General features: G+C 39.2%; 15 protein-coding genes and 3 pseudogenes. 13 read left to right on the top strand and 5 right to left on the bottom strand.

Going from position 1 to position 20,569, the window contains the following annotated elements; translation table 11 throughout:
• The first annotated feature begins 315 nt into the window (after positions 1 to 315).
• The 7 genes from AF333_RS21785 (at position 316) to AF333_RS21755 (ending at position 8,699) form a co-directional block, all read left to right on the top strand.
• Positions 316 to 1,317, top strand: a complete 1,002-nt coding sequence (locus AF333_RS21785; protein WP_043067010.1) for a LacI family DNA-binding transcriptional regulator — start codon at positions 316 to 318, stop codon at positions 1,315 to 1,317.
• 204 nt (positions 1,318 to 1,521) lie between these two features.
• On the top strand, positions 1,522 to 2,553 hold the full coding sequence (gene iolG, locus AF333_RS21780) for an inositol 2-dehydrogenase (RefSeq protein ID WP_043067011.1): 1,032 nt from the start codon (positions 1,522 to 1,524) through the stop codon (positions 2,551 to 2,553).
• Between the two features lie 58 nt (positions 2,554 to 2,611).
• Positions 2,612 to 3,784 (top strand): MFS transporter, encoded by a 1,173-nt coding sequence (locus tag AF333_RS21775; RefSeq protein ID WP_043067012.1) that lies wholly within the window; start codon positions 2,612 to 2,614, stop codon positions 3,782 to 3,784.
• Between the two features lie 289 nt (positions 3,785 to 4,073).
• The gene (locus AF333_RS21770; RefSeq protein WP_043067013.1) at positions 4,074 to 5,576 is read left to right on the top strand and encodes a sugar ABC transporter ATP-binding protein; all 1,503 of its coding nucleotides are present in this window, start codon (positions 4,074 to 4,076) and stop codon (positions 5,574 to 5,576) included.
• 1 nt (position 5,577) lies between these two features.
• Positions 5,578 to 6,564, top strand: coding sequence for an ABC transporter permease (locus tag AF333_RS21765; protein ID WP_043067014.1), 987 nt, complete (start codon positions 5,578 to 5,580; stop codon positions 6,562 to 6,564).
• A 44-nt stretch (positions 6,565 to 6,608) separates the two neighbouring features.
• A complete protein-coding gene (gene iolG / locus AF333_RS21760; RefSeq protein ID WP_043067015.1) occupies positions 6,609 to 7,646 on the top strand; it encodes an inositol 2-dehydrogenase in 1,038 nt (345 codons plus the stop codon).
• A 63-nt stretch (positions 7,647 to 7,709) separates the two neighbouring features.
• On the top strand, positions 7,710 to 8,699 hold the full coding sequence (locus AF333_RS21755) for a sugar ABC transporter substrate-binding protein (RefSeq protein ID WP_043067016.1): 990 nt from the start codon (positions 7,710 to 7,712) through the stop codon (positions 8,697 to 8,699).
• Positions 8,700 to 8,820: 121 nt separating this feature from the next.
• Here AF333_RS21755 and AF333_RS21750 read toward each other — a convergent pair.
• On the bottom strand, positions 8,821 to 9,546 hold a 726-nt coding region (locus AF333_RS21750; protein ID WP_235496838.1), incomplete at its 3' end, for an IS4 family transposase.
• A 141-nt stretch (positions 9,547 to 9,687) separates the two neighbouring features.
• Here AF333_RS21750 and AF333_RS21745 point away from each other — a divergent pair.
• Entirely contained in the window at positions 9,688 to 9,948 is a 261-nt protein-coding gene (locus AF333_RS21745) for an SEC-C metal-binding domain-containing protein (RefSeq protein WP_043066793.1), read from the top strand.
• 481 nt (positions 9,949 to 10,429) lie between these two features.
• On the opposite strand, the gene AF333_RS21740 is transcribed toward AF333_RS21745, so the two are convergent.
• From AF333_RS21740 to AF333_RS21730, 3 genes are all read right to left on the bottom strand, one after another.
• On the bottom strand, positions 10,430 to 11,320 hold the full coding sequence (locus tag AF333_RS21740; RefSeq protein WP_043066794.1) for an alpha/beta fold hydrolase: 891 nt from the start codon (positions 11,318 to 11,320) through the stop codon (positions 10,430 to 10,432).
• A gap of 18 nt (positions 11,321 to 11,338) precedes the next feature.
• Positions 11,339 to 11,794 carry a hypothetical protein gene (locus AF333_RS21735; RefSeq protein WP_043066795.1) on the bottom strand — a complete coding sequence of 152 codons (456 nt, stop codon included), beginning with the start codon at positions 11,792 to 11,794 and terminating at the stop codon, positions 11,339 to 11,341.
• Positions 11,795 to 11,972: 178 nt separating this feature from the next.
• Positions 11,973 to 12,443 (bottom strand): helix-turn-helix domain-containing protein, encoded by a 471-nt coding sequence (locus AF333_RS21730; RefSeq protein ID WP_043066796.1) that lies wholly within the window; start codon positions 12,441 to 12,443, stop codon positions 11,973 to 11,975.
• 488 nt (positions 12,444 to 12,931) lie between these two features.
• Between AF333_RS21730 and AF333_RS21725 the strand changes: the two genes are divergently transcribed.
• Both AF333_RS21725 and AF333_RS21720 read left to right on the top strand, forming a co-directional pair.
• Positions 12,932 to 13,807, top strand: coding sequence for a DMT family transporter (locus AF333_RS21725; protein ID WP_043066797.1), 876 nt, complete (start codon positions 12,932 to 12,934; stop codon positions 13,805 to 13,807).
• A 229-nt stretch (positions 13,808 to 14,036) separates the two neighbouring features.
• Positions 14,037 to 14,357: pseudogene (locus AF333_RS21720) on the top strand (IS4 family transposase); the annotation flags it as partial.
• Positions 14,358 to 14,622: 265 nt separating this feature from the next.
• On the opposite strand, the pseudogene AF333_RS21715 reads toward AF333_RS21720, so the two are convergent.
• Positions 14,623 to 15,681: pseudogene (locus tag AF333_RS21715) on the bottom strand (IS4 family transposase); the annotation flags it as partial.
• A 78-nt stretch (positions 15,682 to 15,759) separates the two neighbouring features.
• Here AF333_RS21715 and AF333_RS37670 point away from each other — a divergent pair.
• The 3 genes and pseudogenes from AF333_RS37670 to AF333_RS21705 all read left to right on the top strand — a co-directional run.
• Positions 15,760 to 15,838 (top strand): annotated as a pseudogene (locus AF333_RS37670) (helix-turn-helix domain-containing protein); the annotation flags it as partial.
• A 551-nt stretch (positions 15,839 to 16,389) separates the two neighbouring features.
• Positions 16,390 to 17,907, top strand: a complete 1,518-nt coding sequence (locus AF333_RS21710; RefSeq protein ID WP_043066799.1) for an NADH dehydrogenase subunit 5 — start codon at positions 16,390 to 16,392, stop codon at positions 17,905 to 17,907.
• A gap of 14 nt (positions 17,908 to 17,921) precedes the next feature.
• Positions 17,922 to 20,558: a DUF2309 domain-containing protein gene (locus AF333_RS21705; RefSeq protein ID WP_043066800.1), complete on the top strand. Its 2,637-nt coding sequence runs from the start codon at positions 17,922 to 17,924 to the stop codon at positions 20,556 to 20,558.
• Positions 20,559 to 20,569 lie beyond the last annotated feature (11 nt).

Genomic DNA, 20,569 nt, shown 5'->3' with positions numbered 1-20,569 from the left:
CTAAACTCCTAACTAATACAAGATGTATGAAATAATATTTTGTATTAGTTGAAATATAGTTTGTTTTTTATGAATAAATTTTCTGATTTTTCTATAAGTATACGTTTACATTTCTGAGGTGTCAATACTATAATTTTTTGTATAGATTAAATAATATGAATTTTTAGTGTGTAAAAGCGATGCAGGAATGATAAGGCAAGAATAAATCTGCCCTATGTACGGAAGATGGTGTGCTTTATTAATAAAATGTATATAATATTATTTGAATTCACTTTTAATAAAAAATGACAGATAAAGAAGGGACGAGGGTGAGAGATGAAGCCGACGATTTATGATGTTGCCAGGGAAGCCAGTGTATCTATCGCTACTGTGTCAAAGGTGATTAATAATACGGGTCGCATAAGCGACAAAACAAGAAAGAAAGTTTTAGAGGTAATGGAACAACTTCATTATCAACCAAGCGTAGTGGCGTCTGCGTTAACAGGAAAACGCACTTACACAATTGGATTGCTTATACCTGATTTGGCTAACCCCTTTTTTGCTGAGATTGCTAGGTATGTAGAAGATCGAGGCAATGAAATGGGATTTAGTCTGGTTATGTGTAGTACAGATAACAACTCAAAAAAGGAAGAGAAATACATCTCTCTTCTAAGACAAAAAAGTGTAGATGGAATCATTCTGGCATCAGGGTTTACGAACGATAAAATATTAAAAGAGCTAAATAAAGAAAAGTTTCCGTTGGCTTTGATTTCTCAGGATATTTCCGGGTTGTCTGTAGATAGTGTAACCGTTGATGATTTTTTAGCCGGGTATCAAGCGACAGAACATTTATTAACACTAAACCATAAAAAAATTGCAGTGATTGCAGAGAATTCAAGAAGTAGTAAAGAACGTATTCGAGGTTATCGTGAAGCATTGCAGGATGCCAAGCTGGATTATGATGATAACCTAATTGTGATAAGTGATTCTATGTCAGATACCGGAAAACAATTGGCTGATCAATTGCTTGAGTTAAGCGATCGCCCAACAGCGATTATTTGTTGTAATAATTTACTAGCAATCGGCGCGATTCATTCAGCTCGTGAAAAAGGGCTAATACTACCAGATGAACTATCCATTACCGGCTTTGATGATACGATTCTAGCTACAGCGGTGGAACCTCCTCTAACGACAGTAAAGCAGCCGATTCGTGAGATGAGTTATCAAGTGATGGATTTGCTCATTCAAAAAATTGAAGGAAAAACGAGTACAAAGCAGAAAAGGGTGCTTGTACCAAAATTAATCATTCGAAAATCAACGAAGGCTCTCAAGCAATAAAGGGAAGAGGAGGAGGGTAAATATGTGAAAAAACTAACAATAACCGCCCACCTTCTACTTTCTCTTTATTATGTCTAATAGAATAAAAATTATAAAAATTAATCTATTGTAATAAGTCAAAATTTATCGTAAAATACATCCATGAGAGTAAGCGCTTAACCTTTTTGTTTGGATATTTTATTACGAATACTGAAGGAGGAAGGAATGGAAAAAATAAGAATTGGTATTATTGGCGCCGGGAGAATTGGAAAATTACATGCGGAAAATGTAGTTAAGCTACCTGAGGTTGAGTTGAAAGCGATTTCTGATATCTTTGCAGAGCAAATCATCGAGTGGGCGACTTCGTTAGGGATTAAAAAAGTTACAAACGATTACAAAACGATTATAACCGATCCGGAGATCGATGCCATTTTCATCTGTTCTCCAACAAATACACATACAGATATCATTGCGGAAGCAGCAGCGGCAGGTAAACATATTTTCTGTGAAAAGCCGATTAGCTTTGATATTGGGGATACAAAAAAATCTCTTCAATTGGTTCAGGAAGCAGGCGTAAAGTTACAAATCGGTTTTAATCGGAGATTTGATCATAATTTTAAGAAGGTTCGCGAAGTAGTTGCCTCTGGAAAAGTGGGTGATCCTCATATTATAAAAGTAACCTCAAGAGATCCGAATCCTCCTTCTCCCGATTATATTAAGGTATCAGGTGGGATATTTATTGATATGACCATTCACGATTTTGATATGGCAAGATATTTGTCGGGAAGCGATGTTGAGGAAGTGTATGTGCAGGGTGCGGTGCTAGTAGATCCGGTATTTGATGAGTATGGAGACATAGATACTGCTATTATAACGTTAAAATTTGAAAATGGGTGTATTGGAGTTATTGATAACAGCAGAAAAGCAGTTTATGGTTATGATCAAAGGGTAGAAGTGTTTGGCTCCAAAGGAAGCGTTACCGTAGCAAATGATCATCCAAATTCAGTAGAAGTAAGTACAGAAGAATGTGTATATCATGATAAGCCTAAGTATTTTTTTCTTGAAAGATACCAGGAAGCTTTTATAGAAGAAGTTAAATTGTTTGTAGAGTGCATTCTTCATGATAAAGATACTGTGGTTAATGGATATGATGGTTTACAGGCTGAATTAATTGCCTATGCAGCAAAAAAATCCTGGGAGGAAAAAAGACCAGTAAAACTTGCAGAATTTCATGATGAAATAAAAATAATGGCCTAGCGATTTTTAATTGCCTTTAGATTAAGCGCTTTACTTGTATCGGTATTGGAGGAGATTATTGAACAGCTTACGCCGTATTCAAAATGATGGGCATAAGTGTACCATTTTTGCTATTGTTACTTTTGCTTACTGGTTTTCGCTATTTGTTTATGTTCCTATTTTACCTTCCTATGTAGAAAATATGGAAAGTTCCTATATATTTATTGGATTTGTGCTTGGCAGCTATGGCCTTATGCAAATAGTGGCTCGCCTGCCGTTTGGGATACTATCGGATTACATGAATGTACGGCGTCCTTTTGTTATTTTTGGACTTTGTACCAGCATTTTTAGTTGTTTTGGATTTGCTCTGACCGACGGACCGATAGGTGCACTTGTATTCCGGGCGATTGCGGGAATTTCGGCGGCAACGTGGGTAGCTTTTACTGTACTGTATGCAAGTTATTTTTCCGGAAAAAAAACAGCGTGGGCTATGGGAAGTATACAGTGCATTATGGTTATAGCCCAATTAATCAGTATGGGCCTTAGTGGATTTCTCGTTAACAAATGGGGCTGGCATGCCCCATTTTGGCTCGGGGGTATAGTAGGAGGATTTGGACTTGTTCTTTCTTTGTACATAACAGAAACAGAGGGAGATAGTACCCGTACTCCAATAAAAATGAAAGAGTTAACATCCGTCATACGTGATCCTACTTTATGCAAAGTATCTTTATTATCGATTTTTGCCCATAGTATTTTATTTATTACCATGTTTGGATTTATGCCTGCTTATGCATTGCATATAGGAGCTGATAGAGATAATTTGGCTCTTCTTGTGTTTTCTTTTATGCTTCCCCATGCTATAGCATCCCTTGTATCTGGAAAAATTTTAGTTCCCATTTTAGGTCAATGGACTACACTGATGAGTGGATTTTTAGGCAGTACTGTTTTTACATTGATGATCCCGTTTATACATCATTTTGGATGGTTGTGCCTGGCTCAGATTTTTAACGGGTTTACTTTAGGATTGACTTTTCCTTTGTTAATGAGCATGTCCATTCAGTCCACTGCTTCAGAAAAAAAAGCGACAGCTATGGGCTTTTACCAAGCTGTATATGCGATTGGTATGTTTATAGGACCTTTTTTGGCAGGGGGAGTGAGTACGGCATTCGGGTTGGAGGGAGGATTTATTTTAGCCTCCACTATTGGAATGCTGGCTGCATGTTTGTCTTTTTACTGGAGTAAAGAGAAGTAGTAAAATTATGAGGCACTCCTCAATTTATTAAAAATTTTAAATTTTTAATAAATTAATATTGAAAAAAAAATCTACAAATGGTAACCTTACAAATAGTCATATAAGATTTTTGATCAAAGGTTAAGCGCTTACTTAATAAAGATAATGTCGCTTTTAGATTTAAATCTACCTATTTTTTAATTAGATTAAGCGCTTTATCTTTGGAGGTGGAAAATTGCGCTTGTGAAGAATAAAAACGGAGATGATGGTACTGTAATACCCAAGTGTAAGAAAGAGAGGAGGATGAGAGATGGAGAAAAGTAGCAGATTATTAGAACTTAAAAACATATATAAAGGTTTTTTTGGTATTAAAGTTCTTAAAAGTATTGACTTAGACATTAAACCGGCAGAGGTTCACGTACTGCTTGGGGAGAATGGTGCAGGGAAATCCACCTTGATTAAAATTATGACAGGCGCATATAGCAAAGACGAGGGTGAGATCTATTGGGAAGGAAAAAAAGTAGAAATTAATGGTCCTTCTGATGCGATGAATCTTGGTATCGCTACCATTTATCAGGAGCTAAATTTAATTCCCGAATTAACGGTTTATGAAAATATGTTTTTAGGACGGGAAATTAAAAGCAATGGAAGGTTTTCACTACTTAACCGAAGAGAAATGAAAAAGAAGGCGGTTGAGTGTTTAAAGCTGGTAGGACAAGACATCTCGCCGGACCAAAAGGTATCATTGTTAGGCATTGGAAAGCAGCAATTAGTCGAAATTGCTAAAGCGCTTACAATGAATGCAAAACTTATTATTATGGATGAGCCGACAGCCAGCCTAAGTGAATCAGAGGTAGAGCAGCTGCTGCAAACGGTAGAAGAGCTGCGAAAACGGGGAATCGCGATCGTTTACATTTCACATAAGCTAGAGGAACTTAAACGAATTGGCGACCGGATTACCATTTTACGAGACGGTTCAAAGGTCGAGACACTACCGGTTAAGGAAGTAAGTACGGATCAAATGATTAAGCTGATGGTAGGCCGTGATCTTGATGAGAAATATCCGAAAGAAAATTTTATGCTTGGGGATGAAGGATTACGGGTTGAGAAATTACGTTTAAAGGGAAGTAAAAATGAGATCAGCTTTACTGCTTATCAAGGACAAATTTTAGGAATATCGGGATTAGTTGGGGCAGGACGTACAGAGGTAGCGAGAGGAATTTTCGGAGTCGATCTGATTGAATCAGGGAAAGTGTACGTATTTGGGCAGGAGACCAATATAAAATCGCCGAAAGATGCGATAAATGCAGGTCTCGCGTTTATCACGGAAGATCGAAAAAGCGAGGGTCTTATTCTCGATCAGTCACTTGAATTTAATATGACAATAGCGAGTTTAGAAAGGTTTAAAAAAGGTTTATTGATAGAGCCAGCTCAAATGAAAAAGAAAGCGGAAAATTATATTAAAGAACTTCAAGTGCGACCGGGAGATATAGGGAAGCATGCACGTAAGTTAAGTGGTGGAAACCAGCAAAAAGTCGTTATTGCGAAATGGCTGGCAACAGAAGCAAAAGTGTTTATTTTTGATGAACCTACTCGTGGAATTGATGTAGGGGCCAAAGTAGAAGTATACCGACTGATTAATTCACTTGTACAAAATGGGGCAGTCGTCATCATTATCTCCTCTGAGCTGCCTGAACTTCTAGGCATCTGCGATCGGATACTTGTTATGAATGAAGGAGAAATAACAGCTGATTTGCTAAGAGAAGAGGCGGATCAGGAGAAAATTATGAAAGCTGCTACAGGGGGAATGTAGGATGTCTGAAGTTGTTATTAAAGAACAAACAAGCCCAAAGAAAAGTTTCGCGAAAAATTTCGCAGGAAAATTTGGGCCTTTCATCGGATTGATTCTATTATGTGTGATTTTAACCATTTTATCAAGCCAGTTTTTAACACTTAACAACATCATGAATATCGCTCGTCAATCTTCTATTAATGCTCTGCTTGCATTAGGTTTACTGCTTCCTATTTTAACGGCCGGGATTGATTTATCGGTCGGGTCTATTTTAGCGCTGTCTATTATGACAATGGGAATTGTTTCTGTGAATTGGGGATTGCCGCCGCTTTTAGGAATTCTGGTATGTCTTGTAGTTGGTACATTTTTAGGATGGACGAATGGTATCCTCTTAACAAAGCTTCGTCTTCCCCATCCGTTTATTTCTACTCTTGGTATGATGAATGTTGCCCGTGGTATTGCACTTATTGTTACAGCAGCTGCACCGATAGCAGGCTTTCCAGTCATGATCCAATTTATCGGCAACGAATTCGCAGGGCCGATCCCTATTAGCTTTGTTCTTGTCATCGTGATGTATATTATTTTTCACTATTTCTTAACCCGTACAGCTACTGGTCGATATATTTATGCCATTGGTGGAAATAAAGAGGCGGCAAGACTATCAGGGATCAATGTTGATAGAGTGCTGATTATTGTCTATACATTGAGCGGATTGATGGCAAGCCTGGCGGGATTAGTGTTAGTAGGACGTGTAAATTCAGCATTCCCGCTTGCAGGTATGGGATATGAGCTGGATGCCATTGCCGCCTGCATTATAGGCGGAGCGAGCTTTTTCGGCGGCGTAGGCACAGTTTGGGGTACATTGATTGGGGCGTTTATTATCGCTGTATTGCGTAATGGGCTCAATCTTTTGAATGTATCAGCTGATTTGCAAATGGCCTTAATCGGAGTTGTTATTATCGCTGCTGTTTATGTAGACGTACTTCGTCAACGCTCAGCAAAGAAATAGCAGTTCAGAATACAAAAAATATGTAAATGGAAGAGGGGTAAGAAATGAAAGAGACGATCCGTTGTGCAGTTCTTGGACTGGGGCGTTTGGGATACTGGCACGCAGAGAACCTGGCGACCAGGATAAAAGGGGCCCAGCTAGTTTGCGTAGCTGATCCATTGGATGGACAAGCGGAAAAAGTAGCGGGAGAACTAGGTGTAAAACAATGGACAAAAGATCCAAGCTTTGTATTTAACAATCCAGATATTGAAGCCGTTATCATTGCGACTCCCACCAGTACGCATGCTGAAATGATTAAAGAAGCGGCACAAAACGGCAAGCATGTTTTTGTTGAAAAACCGTTAACTCAGCATATCGAAGAAGCGGATGAAGTGATTGCAACGATTCAAAAACATCATGTGATGTGCCAGGTGGGATTTATGAGACGATTTGATTCTGCCTATGCAGAAGCAAAAAGACGAATTCTTGCAGGGGATATAGGTCAGTCTCTTTATTTCAAAGGGGTATCTAGAGACCCGGGCTCACCTCCTCCTGAATTTATTAAAAATAGTGGTGGAATTTTCCTTGATATGGCTATTCATGATTATGATATTGCCCGCTTTTTAATGGGAGCAGAGATAGAGTCTGTATCATCTCAGGGGAGTATTTTGCTAAATACCTTTATGGAAGAATACAAGGATGTCGATCAAGCCTTAACCTACATAACATTTGACTCAGGTGCTGCCGGGGATATTGAAAGCAGCCGAAATGCAAGCTATGGATATGATATCCGCGGAGAAGTTGTGGGAACAGAGGGAACCTTGGTCATTGGTTCGCTAAAATATCATGATGTCCAGATTTTAACGACAAACGGGAGCACACACGATATTGTTCCAGCATTCCCACAACGATTTCAAGATTCATATTTACATGAAATGACACACTTTATTGATTGCTTGCGAAAAGGAGAGAAGCCGTCGGTTACCGAAATGGACGGCAAAATTGCATTGGAGATTGCAACAGCAGCAAAAAAATCGTTTGAAACAGGAAATCGAATTTTTCTTACTCAAGTTCAGTACGGATCTGCACAAATTTTTAAATAATAGCATCGATAAAAAACGAAATATTTTAAAATATAAAAATCTATTATTAGCGGGGGAATGAATATGAGAACATTGAAGAAGATTTCTGTTACAACATGTGTGCTGGGTTTGCTTATAACTACGTTAACTGGATGCGGGGGAGGAGCTGCTGAGACATCGAAAGAAACACAAGTAGCTAAAGGGCAAGAGGGAAAACCAAAGGTCGCTGTTGTTCTGAAAACAGTAAGCAGCCAATATTGGAAGTTTGTTGAAGCAGGGGCAAAGAAAGCTTTTCAAGATCTAGGGGTAGAGGGAACGGTAGTTGGACCTGCTTCTGAATCGCAAATTATGGAGCAAGTCAATATGATGGAAGATGTACTTAATCAGAAACCAGATGCTCTAGTTGTAGCTCCAACACAACCAGCAACAGCGATTCCTGTCTTTGATAGATATAAGCAGGCAGGTATTCCTGTTCTACTTGTAGATAGTGATGCCAATTGGACAGATAAAACAGCATTTATTGGTACAGATAATACAACGGCAGGGAAAACCGGCGGAGAAGCATTAGCAAAAATGCTGAAAAAAGGTGATAAAGTAGCATTAATCGCTGGAGCATTGGGCAACCCAGCTACGGATGAGCGGATTAAGGGTGCGAAAGAGGCGTTAACTAGTGCGGGTATGGTGATTGCTGCTGAACAGCCAGCAGATAGTGATAAGGATAAGGCGATGTCCGTAATGGAAAATATGCTGCAAACAAATCCGGATATTAAAGGTGTTTTTTCTGCAAACGATGACATGGCGATTGGAGCACTGCGAGCGGTTACAGCGAAAGGATTGGATATTAAAGTGATTGGTACAGATGGTACCATTGAGGCTGTAGAATCGATTCTGTCCGGAAAATTGGCCGGTAGTGTTGCACAAAGTCCATACAATATGGGATACAAAGGCGTAGAAAATGCAGTAAAGGCGATTAAAGGGGAAGCTGTGGAAAAGCGGATTGATAGTGGTGTGGAGATGATTACAAAGGAAAATGCACAGAAAAAACTAGAATTTCTAAAGAGCATATCTAAGTAAAGAATATCCAAAAATGAACGAAAAAACGGGTATGAATGTTTCTGCCCGTTTTTCTTGTTATATCAAGCATTCGTTATGTAAATGCTGATAGCACTCAAGCGTTTTGTACGTATAGGTAATNATCTTTGAATCGCTCCATATTTTCGTTTTTTTCATACACACGGACATTTACCTTTAACCCCGAAACGTAAAAAGCGCCCCGTTCCTCTATTTCTTTAAAGTCACCTAAAGAGAAGTATCCTAAATCACGAATACAAAGATCCTTTTCTTCTACTGTTTTGGTTCGTTGTGTGCCATATAATCCGTCGCTATTTTTACCAGGACAAACATCTACTTGTAAAAAAAAACCGGCTTTCAATTCGTATTCAAGTTGAATTTTCATACCAGCTGTATGTGCGCTTCCTCCAGATCCTTGATACCGATTAGCGTATGAGTCTGGAAGTTGAAAAACGGTGGAATCAAGAATACGGATACGATCAAAATATGAATTAAGTTCGCAAGGAAGAGAGGATGAAGCCATGATTTTTTCTTGAAGGAGCGTTGAGAAAAGAGCTTGAAGAAAGGGTACGGCTGACGAATTAAACCGTTGGTTTAATCCTTCCGCGCTCATCGAAAGATGATGCGATGCATCCAGTTGGCCGCATAATCGTGTGAGAGGTGTGATCGATACATCTTCATTTAAAAAGACACATAAAGAAACCAAGTCTTGTGCAGTATATTTGCTTTTTCGTTGGACAAAACCCGTTTGTCTGGCGAGTTGTTCAAGTTGGGAAGGAGAAAAGTGACGTCGTAGCTCCTGAGCAATGAGTTCCATTTCTTCTTGTACTGAAAAGGGCACTTGTTTCATAAAAAGCCATCCTTTCTATAGTGTTTTACAGAAAGAATAGCCCATTTTTAGGACGTTGTACGATATAATGTTCCTAACTTAACAGGCATTTATCAAGGCACCGATCTTGACATTAACCTTATATAAATGGAGTGACCCATTATGTATCCATTAGGTTCTAAACAACGTCCGATTATTGTGAAGGTACGAACTAAAGAGCAAGCAGAGAAAGTCGCAGAAATTTGTGATCAGCACGACTTTACCTACATTATAGGATTAGAGCTAACAGAGGATATTTCCGATCTTAAAAAGGCGATCAAAGAACGAATAACACCGGTTAATCCTTATGACCTCTGCCCTTGTAATAGTGGGAAAAAATATAAATTTTGTTGTTCTAAAAAAAGCGTTGAGCTTGACATCTAAAATTTTTCATTATTTTTTTCGGTTTGGGGGTAACCATTTATCTTACCTTGATGGGCATGGGGTACGACCGAGATACGTGTAAAAACGGGTCATAATCTGGATAAAATTTCCAGTTATGACCCGTTTTTAATGCGTAACCTTCTTTTAAGCTCTTGATTCCCGTTAGCTGAGCGAGTTACCCATAATCCTTCATGTGATCTAGTTACTATTGTCAGAAGGTGGTTCCATAAAGTCTGACCTTCTCGTATTATTCGAGATTTTTAAAAAAAGAAAACCTCCAGCCAATAACGCCAAAGGTTCTTCGCGTTTTCAACTAGATTATTTCAACTTTACTGATCGTAATGCACGCCGATGATGTTCTTGCCCGTGAATCCGATCTTTGGCACGATCGCCATCGCCATATACGTTCCGCCGAAATCGGTGTAATCCACGATGTACAAAACGGAGTAGGTGGCTGGTTGCTAGGTGCAGGAAGCGCTGGTCAATTGCGACGAGCCGTTCGCTCTATGCCATCAGCGGTTACTTTGTACAGTTGGTGCGGAAGGTCGTGTCCCATGCCGTTAACCAACATTAGCTCGGCACCTGGGATGGCAGAAGCCGTGTCCTCGCCACACGCCGGGACGAACAGGGGATCGTCCACCCCATGAATGACAAGTACTGGTACTTTTATGGTCGCCAGCCGCGGACGACGGTCACCGGAGACAGCGATCGCTGCAATTTGTCGTCCGACACTGCCTGGATCGTAAGCTCGCTGTACTTCCTCCAGAATGAGCGCCCGATAAGCGTCCTCTTCAAACGGATAGCCGGTGCCGGCAATGCGTTTGGCAAAAGAGAGGCTGTGCGCCAAAAATCCTGCTTCATCCTTAAATGGGTTCGGCGCCGGTTTAGTCATCATCGCCATGACATCCGGGGCAGATTGCGGAAGGGCGGGATTACCGGAACTGGACATAATGGAGGTGAGCGATAAAACCCGTTCAGGGTACTCACTGGCTGCAATCTGGGCAATCATTCCGCCCATCGACCTGCCAACGAAATGTGCCCGGTCAATTAAAAGGGCATCTAGCAGTCCGATAGCGTCGTCGGACATGTCATCGAGAGTGTAGGGGATACCCGGTCGTTGTCCCGACATGAGAGCAGTCGCCAGTGCGTCAAAATCCAGCGCCCGATAATGGCTAAAGTGCGTCGAGCAACCTGCGTCGCGATTGTCAAAGCGGATCACGCGAAAGCCCCGCGCTGCTAATATTCGACAAAACGGAACCGTCCATCGGATCATCTGGGTTCCAAGCCCGGCGATTAGGATAATAGCCTCGTCGTTTTCGTTACCGAAACTGTCATAGACCAAATCGACGCCGTTGACTTTTAGGATGTTCATGGTCATGTTCTCCTCCAATTAAATCGGTATCGGAAGTTCTGCCATAGGCAGAAGGCGTGAATCTTCGATTGCTGCAGTCCGATGTCCGATACCGGCTAGGTAGTCTTGATGACTTGAAAAAGCAAGAAACGACTGCGCGCTGCTCTGGCGGATCAGCATGACAAGATCCCATCTTTCGTCTTCGGGACCGATAAGAAACTCTCCGCCATCGCCAAGAAACATGACTTCACCCCCGCTTTCACGGAGAAATGGGAGCGTGTGCTCAATATAGCGGTTGAAAGCTTCGGCACCGCTGATTGGGACCCCCGGTGTTAGTTCAGGATTGGCTGTGTAATCGGCAACATCACGAAAACGCAGCAGGTTCAGCATGATGACGCTGCCCTTAATACCTCGCTGCATGAACCTCATGCCAGCGCGTTGCGATGGTTCGACGTAACGAATGGTTTTAGCGTTTAAAATGTTCTGATCACTCATTTTTTTCACTCCTTGACGTAATTTAAGTCAACAATAACAAAAGACATAAATTATGTCAATGCTTTTGACGTAATTTATGTCTCGCGGTTATCCCGAAGCAAAATAGTTATGAAGTAATGCCCGTTAGCCCCGAAAAAAAGATTGTAGAAAACAGCCCTTTAATCAACTCTCGATTCTATTAGTCATTTCGTTTCCCCCTTATCAGTTGCTCCATTTCTGTCAAGAATAGATCGATTCCTCGGTCTATTTCTTCATCATCATGATGGAGTATCGAAGCCAATCTTCCAATACGAATTTGTTTCGCTTTTTCCTTTTGAAGCTTCTGGATATGTTCTAGATAAGGCTCTGTCTCCTCAACACCTTCATTTATTTTTTTCTTAATGAGCAGCATTTGGATATCAATCTTATTAATTGGGTCGAGATTTTTTGTGAAATTATTCTCATCCACTAGATACGATTCATCGATATCAAAATAGTCACTAAGTGTTTTTAATCTTTCTTGCGGAATCGGTCTGCGTTTCTTAATCCAATCCGAAAATTGTTGAGGAGTAATATTTAACTCCCTACCGATCGCTGAATAAGACCGTTCATTGACCAATACGAGGTATTCTAATGTAGTTTTAGAATTTAAAATGTTTTGATCACTCATTTTTTTCACCCCTTGACGTAATTTAAGTCAACAATAATAAAAGGCATAAACTATGTCAATGCTTTTGATGTAATTTATGTCTTGAGGTTATCCCGAAACAAAAATAGTTAATGAAGTAATCTTCCCTAGAGTTGATAAATCATTATCCTAAAAACGACCGTTTCCGGACCCTTTCTAAAAGACAGCAACTGGATATTTATATTTAAAAAAGTATGTGTAAAGAGATATACTTAAACTACCGAGCAGGATAGTTCGATAAATAAGATTTACTAAACGTAGTTTGTCTGTTCAAATGGAATATAATTTGTTAGTATAAAATGCATATTATTGTAGTTAGATCGGGAATAGAGGTGAATCAAAATGTATTTGTCTCCATTATTTGAAAACGATGTACCAGTAGCACTTTTACGCCCTTAGTGGAGTGAAGGTGACTACATCTCTCCGTTAAGGGTTTGCTTGACCTTAACTAAAGACGGAGGGAACAAAAAATGAAAAGCACCTTATTAGGTTCTATATATTTAGCTTTAGCTTCCAGTATTTGGGGCGGTATGTACGTTGTTGTTAAAATCGTAGTATCGGTCATACCTCCACTGGAACTGGTGTGGATGCGCTATTTAGTGGCTATTGTAGCGCTTCTCATGATCGGCTTCATAACGCGACAAAAATGGAAAATCCATAAACGTGATTTCTTAATAATTATAGCTATTGGGATCATTGGTAATGCTATTTCGATTGTGACTCAGGAAGCTGGTACAATGCTGACCTCAGCACAAATGGGAGCTATTATAACTTCCTCAACACCAGCATTTATGGTTATTTTTGCTCGCCTCATTCTTAAAGAACGGTTAACCTTAAAAAAGGGGATTTCTGTTTTTTTAGCAACAGCGGGGGTTTTTCTCATAGTTGGAGTTGGTCATGTGGATTTTTCCAGTAAACTTGGTGGTATTTCACTTCTCATAGCTGCATTAACATGGGCATTTATGTCTGTACTTGTAAAGCGTGTGCCGAGTGATTATTCGCAGATTGTAGTAACGACCTATTCCATCTTGGTAGCCCTAATTGTGTTGACCCCTTTTGTTTTACCACGATTACACGCAATTAACATCTCTCAATTGACTCACCCGACTATTTGGGGAGGGATCTTGTATTTGGGCGTTGTTTCAACAGCAGGTGGATTTCTACTTTGGAATCGTGGATTACAAATGCTTAACGCCTCAAGCGGAGGACTGTTTTTCTTCTTTCAGCCTGTGGTTGGAACATTACTTGGATGGCTTATTCTAGGAGAGAAGATAGGCGTAACGTTTTGGATAGGCTCCATCTTGATTCTCACTGGTGTTTTATTGGTTATCAAAGAGAAAAAATAGTATTTAAAAACCCCTTCGGTTATGGACTGAAGGGGTTTTGTTTATATAAACGAAGTCATTGGAAGTAAATAAATGTAGGCTATATCTTGCTCCTCCGCTATAGATTCCCTTTTTCATTTATTTGGCTTTTGATTCCCGTTAGCCGATTTTTCTTAACGTACAGGAAATCGGCTTTTTCTATGTAAAAAATCGCTTAGCGTACAAAATTCGCGTTTTGTTGGTGAGACCCCGACTAGAGTGTCATCTATACGGCCAACTTATTGCGATTCTATTATGTTCATCGGCGATGTTTAAAATGAGAGAGCTTCTATTGCGTAAGAAACAAAAGGAATTGAGTGAATATAAAGCGATGTACATAATCAAGGATTACTTCTTACTGTTTTATCAAGCTTTACAAAAGAACACCCAAGAACTATCAAAGATCCTGAGCCGCCTGTTTGACCTCCTACAGAAAAACGGGCGAAAATCCCATCGATACAGGAAAAAAACGGTCTTTGATATATTGGGTGTTGTTTATAATTATATCACTTCGGCTCGTAAGATAGCATAATTTAAAAAAGCAACCCGTAAGGGTTTATTTGGTATGCCTATTTTTAATGATTTCCCTTCATACAGGATTATTTTTTATAAAACAACTCTTTTTCTCTCGTTATGATTCCCTTAACTTGATGGTGGTGGGGTAATACCACATAGCCATCAAGTTAAGGTTCAAAAGCTGAAAGCTTTTGAACCTTTTATCCATTCCTTATCTACAACCATGATTTTTTCCCATGCCAAGGCTTTTTAAAATTCGCTATCAACCAACCGATCAGGAATCAACCTGGCAGAGCTTCCAGAATACCAAAGGGACTCTTCTTATTCCATCTCTTCGATTTTTTACCATTTTTCCTTATGAGATCATACAGACCATCAAAAAAGATTTTTTTGTGCGTTTTAAACAAGTGAATATAAATATTGGGTAACGCTTCTTTCACAATGTACATGGTTTTATATTCACTGATCTCCCTTTTTTCTTTTTGATAAAGGAGACTTCGTATTTTAAACGTAACACTCGATGAAATCAGAATCGAAATCAATGTACCGTATAAATGGCAATCTAATCGCTCTTTTTTCACTTTTTTAATTCGATGAATACGAAAAATCGATTTCCATACTTTAAATAGAATTTCAATTTGCCATCGTAACGAATACAATGGATATACAGCTTCTTTTGCTATCTCTTTAACGGATGTGTTTGTGATATAAGCGTAAATGGGATGCGTTTGGCGATGTTTGGAGGTGTGTTTCATCTTTTTTCGTCGTTGATTCCACTTTTCTTCTCTGTCTCTTTCTTGTTTTTCCGTTAAACGATAAAGAATGAGGCGTGGTTGTGGAGTCCTCTTTTGACTGATATATACATGGTGTACTTCCATGGTTTCTCCAGGTGCCAAGTCTTTCATGAAATCCTCTGCACATTTCGGCTTTTCTGATCGCTCTTTAGTAAGGTATATTTTGACATTATGCTTGACTCTGGAAATATAATAACCCCCTTGTTCATGAATGGATTTTAGCTCATCTAATGAGAAATATCCTAAATCACAAAGCAGTAAATCTCCTGGTTGTACAGTGTGTAGTAAGGTAGCCGCATATGTGGTATCATGTTCTTTTCTATTTCGAATATCAAGATGAAGAAATTGTCCTTGTTTCATTTCATACTCGACTTGAATTTTCAATGAGGGCTGCGCACAACCTTGATATCCTGTATCTGGATCATCGGTTGGGGTTTTAAAGCCGGTGGAATCTAACATTCGAATACGATGAAACGGCAAATTTTCTATTTTTAACGGGGAATCTGAAAGCTGTTTCTGAAAAATACAATTGAAAATGGTTTTAAGGAATTTTACGGCTTGTTAATTAAACCGCTGATTTAATGCTTCTTCTGTGACATTTACATTTTTGACATCGTATAAGGTATGACTGTAAATCAAATATGTGAAATTACAAATGTGTCTAGAGCTTCATTTATATAGAAAGCTATCGGAAGGGAACTAATAATCACTCTTTATTCTATTAAGGACCAGTCCATCGGAATAGTAAATGGGAGCTTTCTTGTTGACAATTTTTAAAATTTGGCATATCTTATACTTAATTTAATAATCGGTAGATATTTATTTTTGCCTTTTTAAATAAATAGGCCTTTAGCATTCTTTTAATAATTAATATTGACTGGATGAAAAAGTATCCTAATACAAAAAGGAAGAGTAATGTAAATCGATTTATTTCATAATCAAGCAACTAAATTAAAATTATACCAATGTTTTCTTTAGAAAGAAGTTAAAACATAAAGTAATATAACCTATAAAAAGGTAGCTCTTCAAAAAACTTCGCTGAGGTTAGTTGAAGTGAAGCCGACAATTTTCAAGATTCAATGATTTTAAATCATCATTGAAGTTTGAAGTTGTCGGTTTTTTTATTGAGTAAATACAAATTTATTCACAAAATCGTAATGGAGCAAATAAAATGTATGCTTTTTTGAAAGATATATGGCCTTTTTAAAAAGTAATTTTTTATGTGTTAACGCCGTTTAAAAGGGAGAATGTTTTATGTTAGGTTCTTTGAGTTCATCATCATTGTTATCATTATTTTTTATTATGCTTATTGCTTCTGGGCTAAGTGGACTATTGTTTTTACATCCACGAGTACCCTTGAGTTTTGTTCGCATTCATATTGGTATCGTGGCATTACTGCCTTTGGTTTCCTTAGTGGCTCTTGCTAATAGTAGTGTGAATGGAAATGTTGGTCCTTGGTACTTGGATTCCTTAGCTTGGTTAATGGCTTTCTTTGTTCTTGCAATTGGTTTAATCATTCAGCGTTTTTCTGTACGTTACTTAATGGGAGACCGCCATTATCGTAAGTATTTTACCCTTTTCACATTCACTACAGGTGTTGCTTCAATTGCATGGTTAAGTGGTGATCTCCGCTTGATGATTATATTTTGGGGAGCAACTCTCGTAGGTTTAACCTTACTTATAAGGTTAAACAGTGCTTGGAAAGTAACTAGTGAAGCAGCCAAGGTTTCTGGTCGATTATTTATGTTAAGTTGGTTTTCTTTGTTATTCGCGATGATTTGGCTTTTTCAAGTCACAGGTCAATGGCAGTTATCATTAGCTCTAACAAATGAAAGTTTAGCTCAACTTGGATCATGGGAGAGAACAGGGATTAATTTATTGATTGTATTAGTAGTGATAATTCCTGCAGCCCAGTGGCCTTTCCAAAGATGGTTAATTGAGTCTGTTGTTGCTCCGACTCCTGTTTCTGCGATTATGCATGCAGGTTTAGTAAATGCAGGTGGGATTATGCTAGCTCGATTTTCGCCTCTTTTTAATGGTGATATAGCTTCGATTATTTTACTTATGCTAGCAAGCATTTCTGTATTGATTGGATCTGGAATTAGTTTAGTCCAGGTTGACTATAAGCGTCAGTTAGTAGGCTCCACGATTGGACAAATGGGGTTTATGCTCATTCAATGTGCATTAGGTGCGCATATTGCAGCCATTATTCATCTTATCTTACATGGTTTGTTCAAAGCTACGCTATTTTTACAGGCTGGTTCGGCAGTACGTCGTTTCGAAGTATCAGCTCGCGTTAATGAAAGGTCATCCTATTTATGGATCGTGGCTGGTCGGACATTAAGCTTAGTTGTAGGAGTTGCTTTTTGGCTCATGGATCCTGGAGAGGGGTATCAATTGATTAGTGCGCTAATCTTAGGGTGGTCATTGTCCGTTTCTTGGACACAGCTCGTAGCTTTTGGAGAGGGGAGAATTGGTCGAATTGCTGGCTTATCATTTTTAGGAGGAGCTGTCATCGTTTATTTTATCATTCATAACCTCTTCTATGAGTGGTTGCATACAACCGTTTTTCATAGTGTTCAACCTCCAATGTCAGTTGTCATCATTGTCGTATGTCTCTTACTATTTGGTAGTGCTTTAGGTACGTGGGTTGCTCGTCATCGTTCATCTGTTTCCTTCGCAGTACTCTATCTTTGGTTAGTACGATTAGGTGAAGCAAAACCAAAGTCAGTAGAGAGTCATCCAAACTACCTTAAACAATACTTATCATAAGGAGGTAATGACTGATGGGCGTAACATCCGAATTAACGAAAGAAAATGTAAAAAAGAAAGATACAGATATTGATTTTCAAGAAAGTGATATTAACGTTTTAATTGAATCTGCTAGCCGAGTGATTGCACCACTTTGGCCTATTTCTACATTTGCAGCACGTAATCCATGGATGGGACTTGAAAAGCAATCTTTTGACCAGGTTGCAGATTGGTTAAAAAATACTCGTGATGTTGATATATACCCTAGTGCGTCTATGATCCTTTCGGCAAAGAGTAAAGGTGAGATTGATGAAGCTTTTGTGAAAATGGGGCTACAGCGTTGGCTTGATTCACATTCCTTTAATATCCCACGGGACGTGGCAGAGCGATTTTGTCATACTGCACTAAAATTAGATCCATTACCTTCTAACCTTTTATCATTACACAAGCTGGAGAAATTAGGAGAGGAATTTAGTGGACTGAATACGGATAATATCGAGAATTTTCCAATGCAACCAATAAGTTCGCATATAGAGAATAAAGATGGTAAAAGGTTAGTCAATATTCTTGATCATCATGTCATCAAGTGGTGTAAATTATATCTTGATGACTCTCAGGCAGGTTGGACAATGCCAAATCGTGAGGAAGGTTTCTATCGTGCCTGGCAGCGTCTCATTCAATATGATCCGGCACTTAGTAAAAAGCAACGTGAAAGTTTAAAAGGTTGGCCACAAGAGGTACATATGGCTTTAAAAGAAGCGTTATTCGTACTAGAAATACCTGAATCAGAGATACAGGCTTATCTTGAAGGTCATTTACTTTCCTTACCTGGGTGGGCAGGGATGATGCTTTGGCGCTCCCGACAATCGAGCCATGAACATGCACTCCTAACAGAATATTTAGCAGTTCGAATTTCCATGGAGTTGGCGCTTATAAAGCCTTACCTACCTTTGACCAATCAACGATCTGAGAAAAGAGTTTCGATTACTCCCCTTATAGCATCTTGGATCCATTGGGGGGACCTTACAATTGAGGAATGGTCACAGATGTCAGTCGCTGAACAAAACGAATATTTATCATTTGCCTATAGCTTTGATGAGAAGCTTCGCAGGAAACTTTGGTTAGAAGCTTGGGAGCAAACATACACAGATCGACTAAGTCAGAAAATATTCTCTAAACAACGTAAGACCAACGATAAAAAATCTACATTAGCTCAATTAGCATTCTGTATTGATGTACGATCAGAACCTTTTCGTCGTCAACTTGAAAAAGAAGGTCCGTTTGAAACGATTGGAATTGCTGGTTTTTTTGGCTTACCAATAGCAACAAGTGAACTCGGGAGTAATCACAGCCATTCTTCTCTGCCAGTTATACTAAAGCCTCGGCACAAAATAAAAGAGTCTGCAAATGAAAATGAACTCAAATCATATCAACAACGTAAGCAGGCAGTTAATTCCTTAAGCTATACATTTAAAATGATGAAACAGAATGTACTTTCGAGCTTACTTTTACCTGAACTAAGTGGACCTTGGCTTAGTCTACAAATGGTAGCACGTAGTTTTGTGCCAAGAGGAGCAGATCGTTTTATTCGTAACCTTCGTGAGACTTGGTTACGCAAACCTAATATAACGCTCTCGCTTAATCATGTTCATAATACAGAAGCAGAGATACCTGTTGGTTTTTCTGAAGAAGAAAGAGTGAATTATGCGCGCCAAGCTCTGAAAATGATGGGGCTAACTAAAAATTTCGCACCATTAGTCGTAATATGTGGTCATGGTAGCCAAAGTACCAACAATCCTTATGCCGCTGCTCTCGACTGTGGTGCTTGCGGTGGAGCTGCAGGTGGATTCAATGCTAGGGTTTTAGCTGCTTTATGCAACCTTCCAGAGGTTAGAGGAAAGCTTTCTTCTGAAGGATTTAAAATCCCTGAGGATACCGTTTTCGTGGCTGCTGAGCATAAAACTACGGTGGATGAATTACGCTGGATTTATGTTCCTGAACTTTCCGAAGCTGCACAAGAAGCATTTGATCGTATCGAAGCTATTATGCCGAAAGTGAGCCATAATGCAAATGCAGAACGTCTAGCTCAATTACCGAATTTCCAAAAGGAGCTTAAAAAGCCGAAGGCTGAGGCACACCGATTTGCGGAAGATTGGAGTGAGATACGCCCGGAATGGGGATTAGCTCGTAATGCCGCTTTTATTATTGGCCAACGTGAACTAACTCAGGATTGTGACTTGGAAGGTAGAGCTTTCCTTCATAATTATGATTGGAATCAGGATGAAAGTGGTGACCTCCTAGCTAACATCATTGCAGGACCAGGAACGGTGGCCCAATGGATTAATCTTCAATATTACGCTTCAACGGTAGCGCCACATTATTATGGTAGTGGAAATAAAGCAACTCAAACCGTTACAGCAGGTCTCGGTGTTATGCAGGGGAATGCAAGTGACTTGTTAGCTGGACTACCTTGGCAATCCGTCATGCAATCAGATTACGAGACTTATCATTCTCCTCTTCGTTTGCTGATTGTCATCCAAGCACCTAGCGAATATGTAGAACGGTTATTAAATAATGATTCAGCATTTCGAAAAAAAGTTCAAAATGGATGGGTTCGACTTGCTAGTGTTGATCCAGAAGGACGTTGGGAAAACTGGGAACTGCAAAAATAAACATTTATCAA

The organism is Aneurinibacillus migulanus, from assembly GCF_001274715.1.
Classification (GTDB): domain Bacteria; phylum Bacillota; class Bacilli; order Aneurinibacillales; family Aneurinibacillaceae; genus Aneurinibacillus; species Aneurinibacillus migulanus.
The sequence above is the reverse complement of the archived record's forward strand: the minus strand, read 5'-3'. Positions and strand labels throughout refer to the sequence as shown.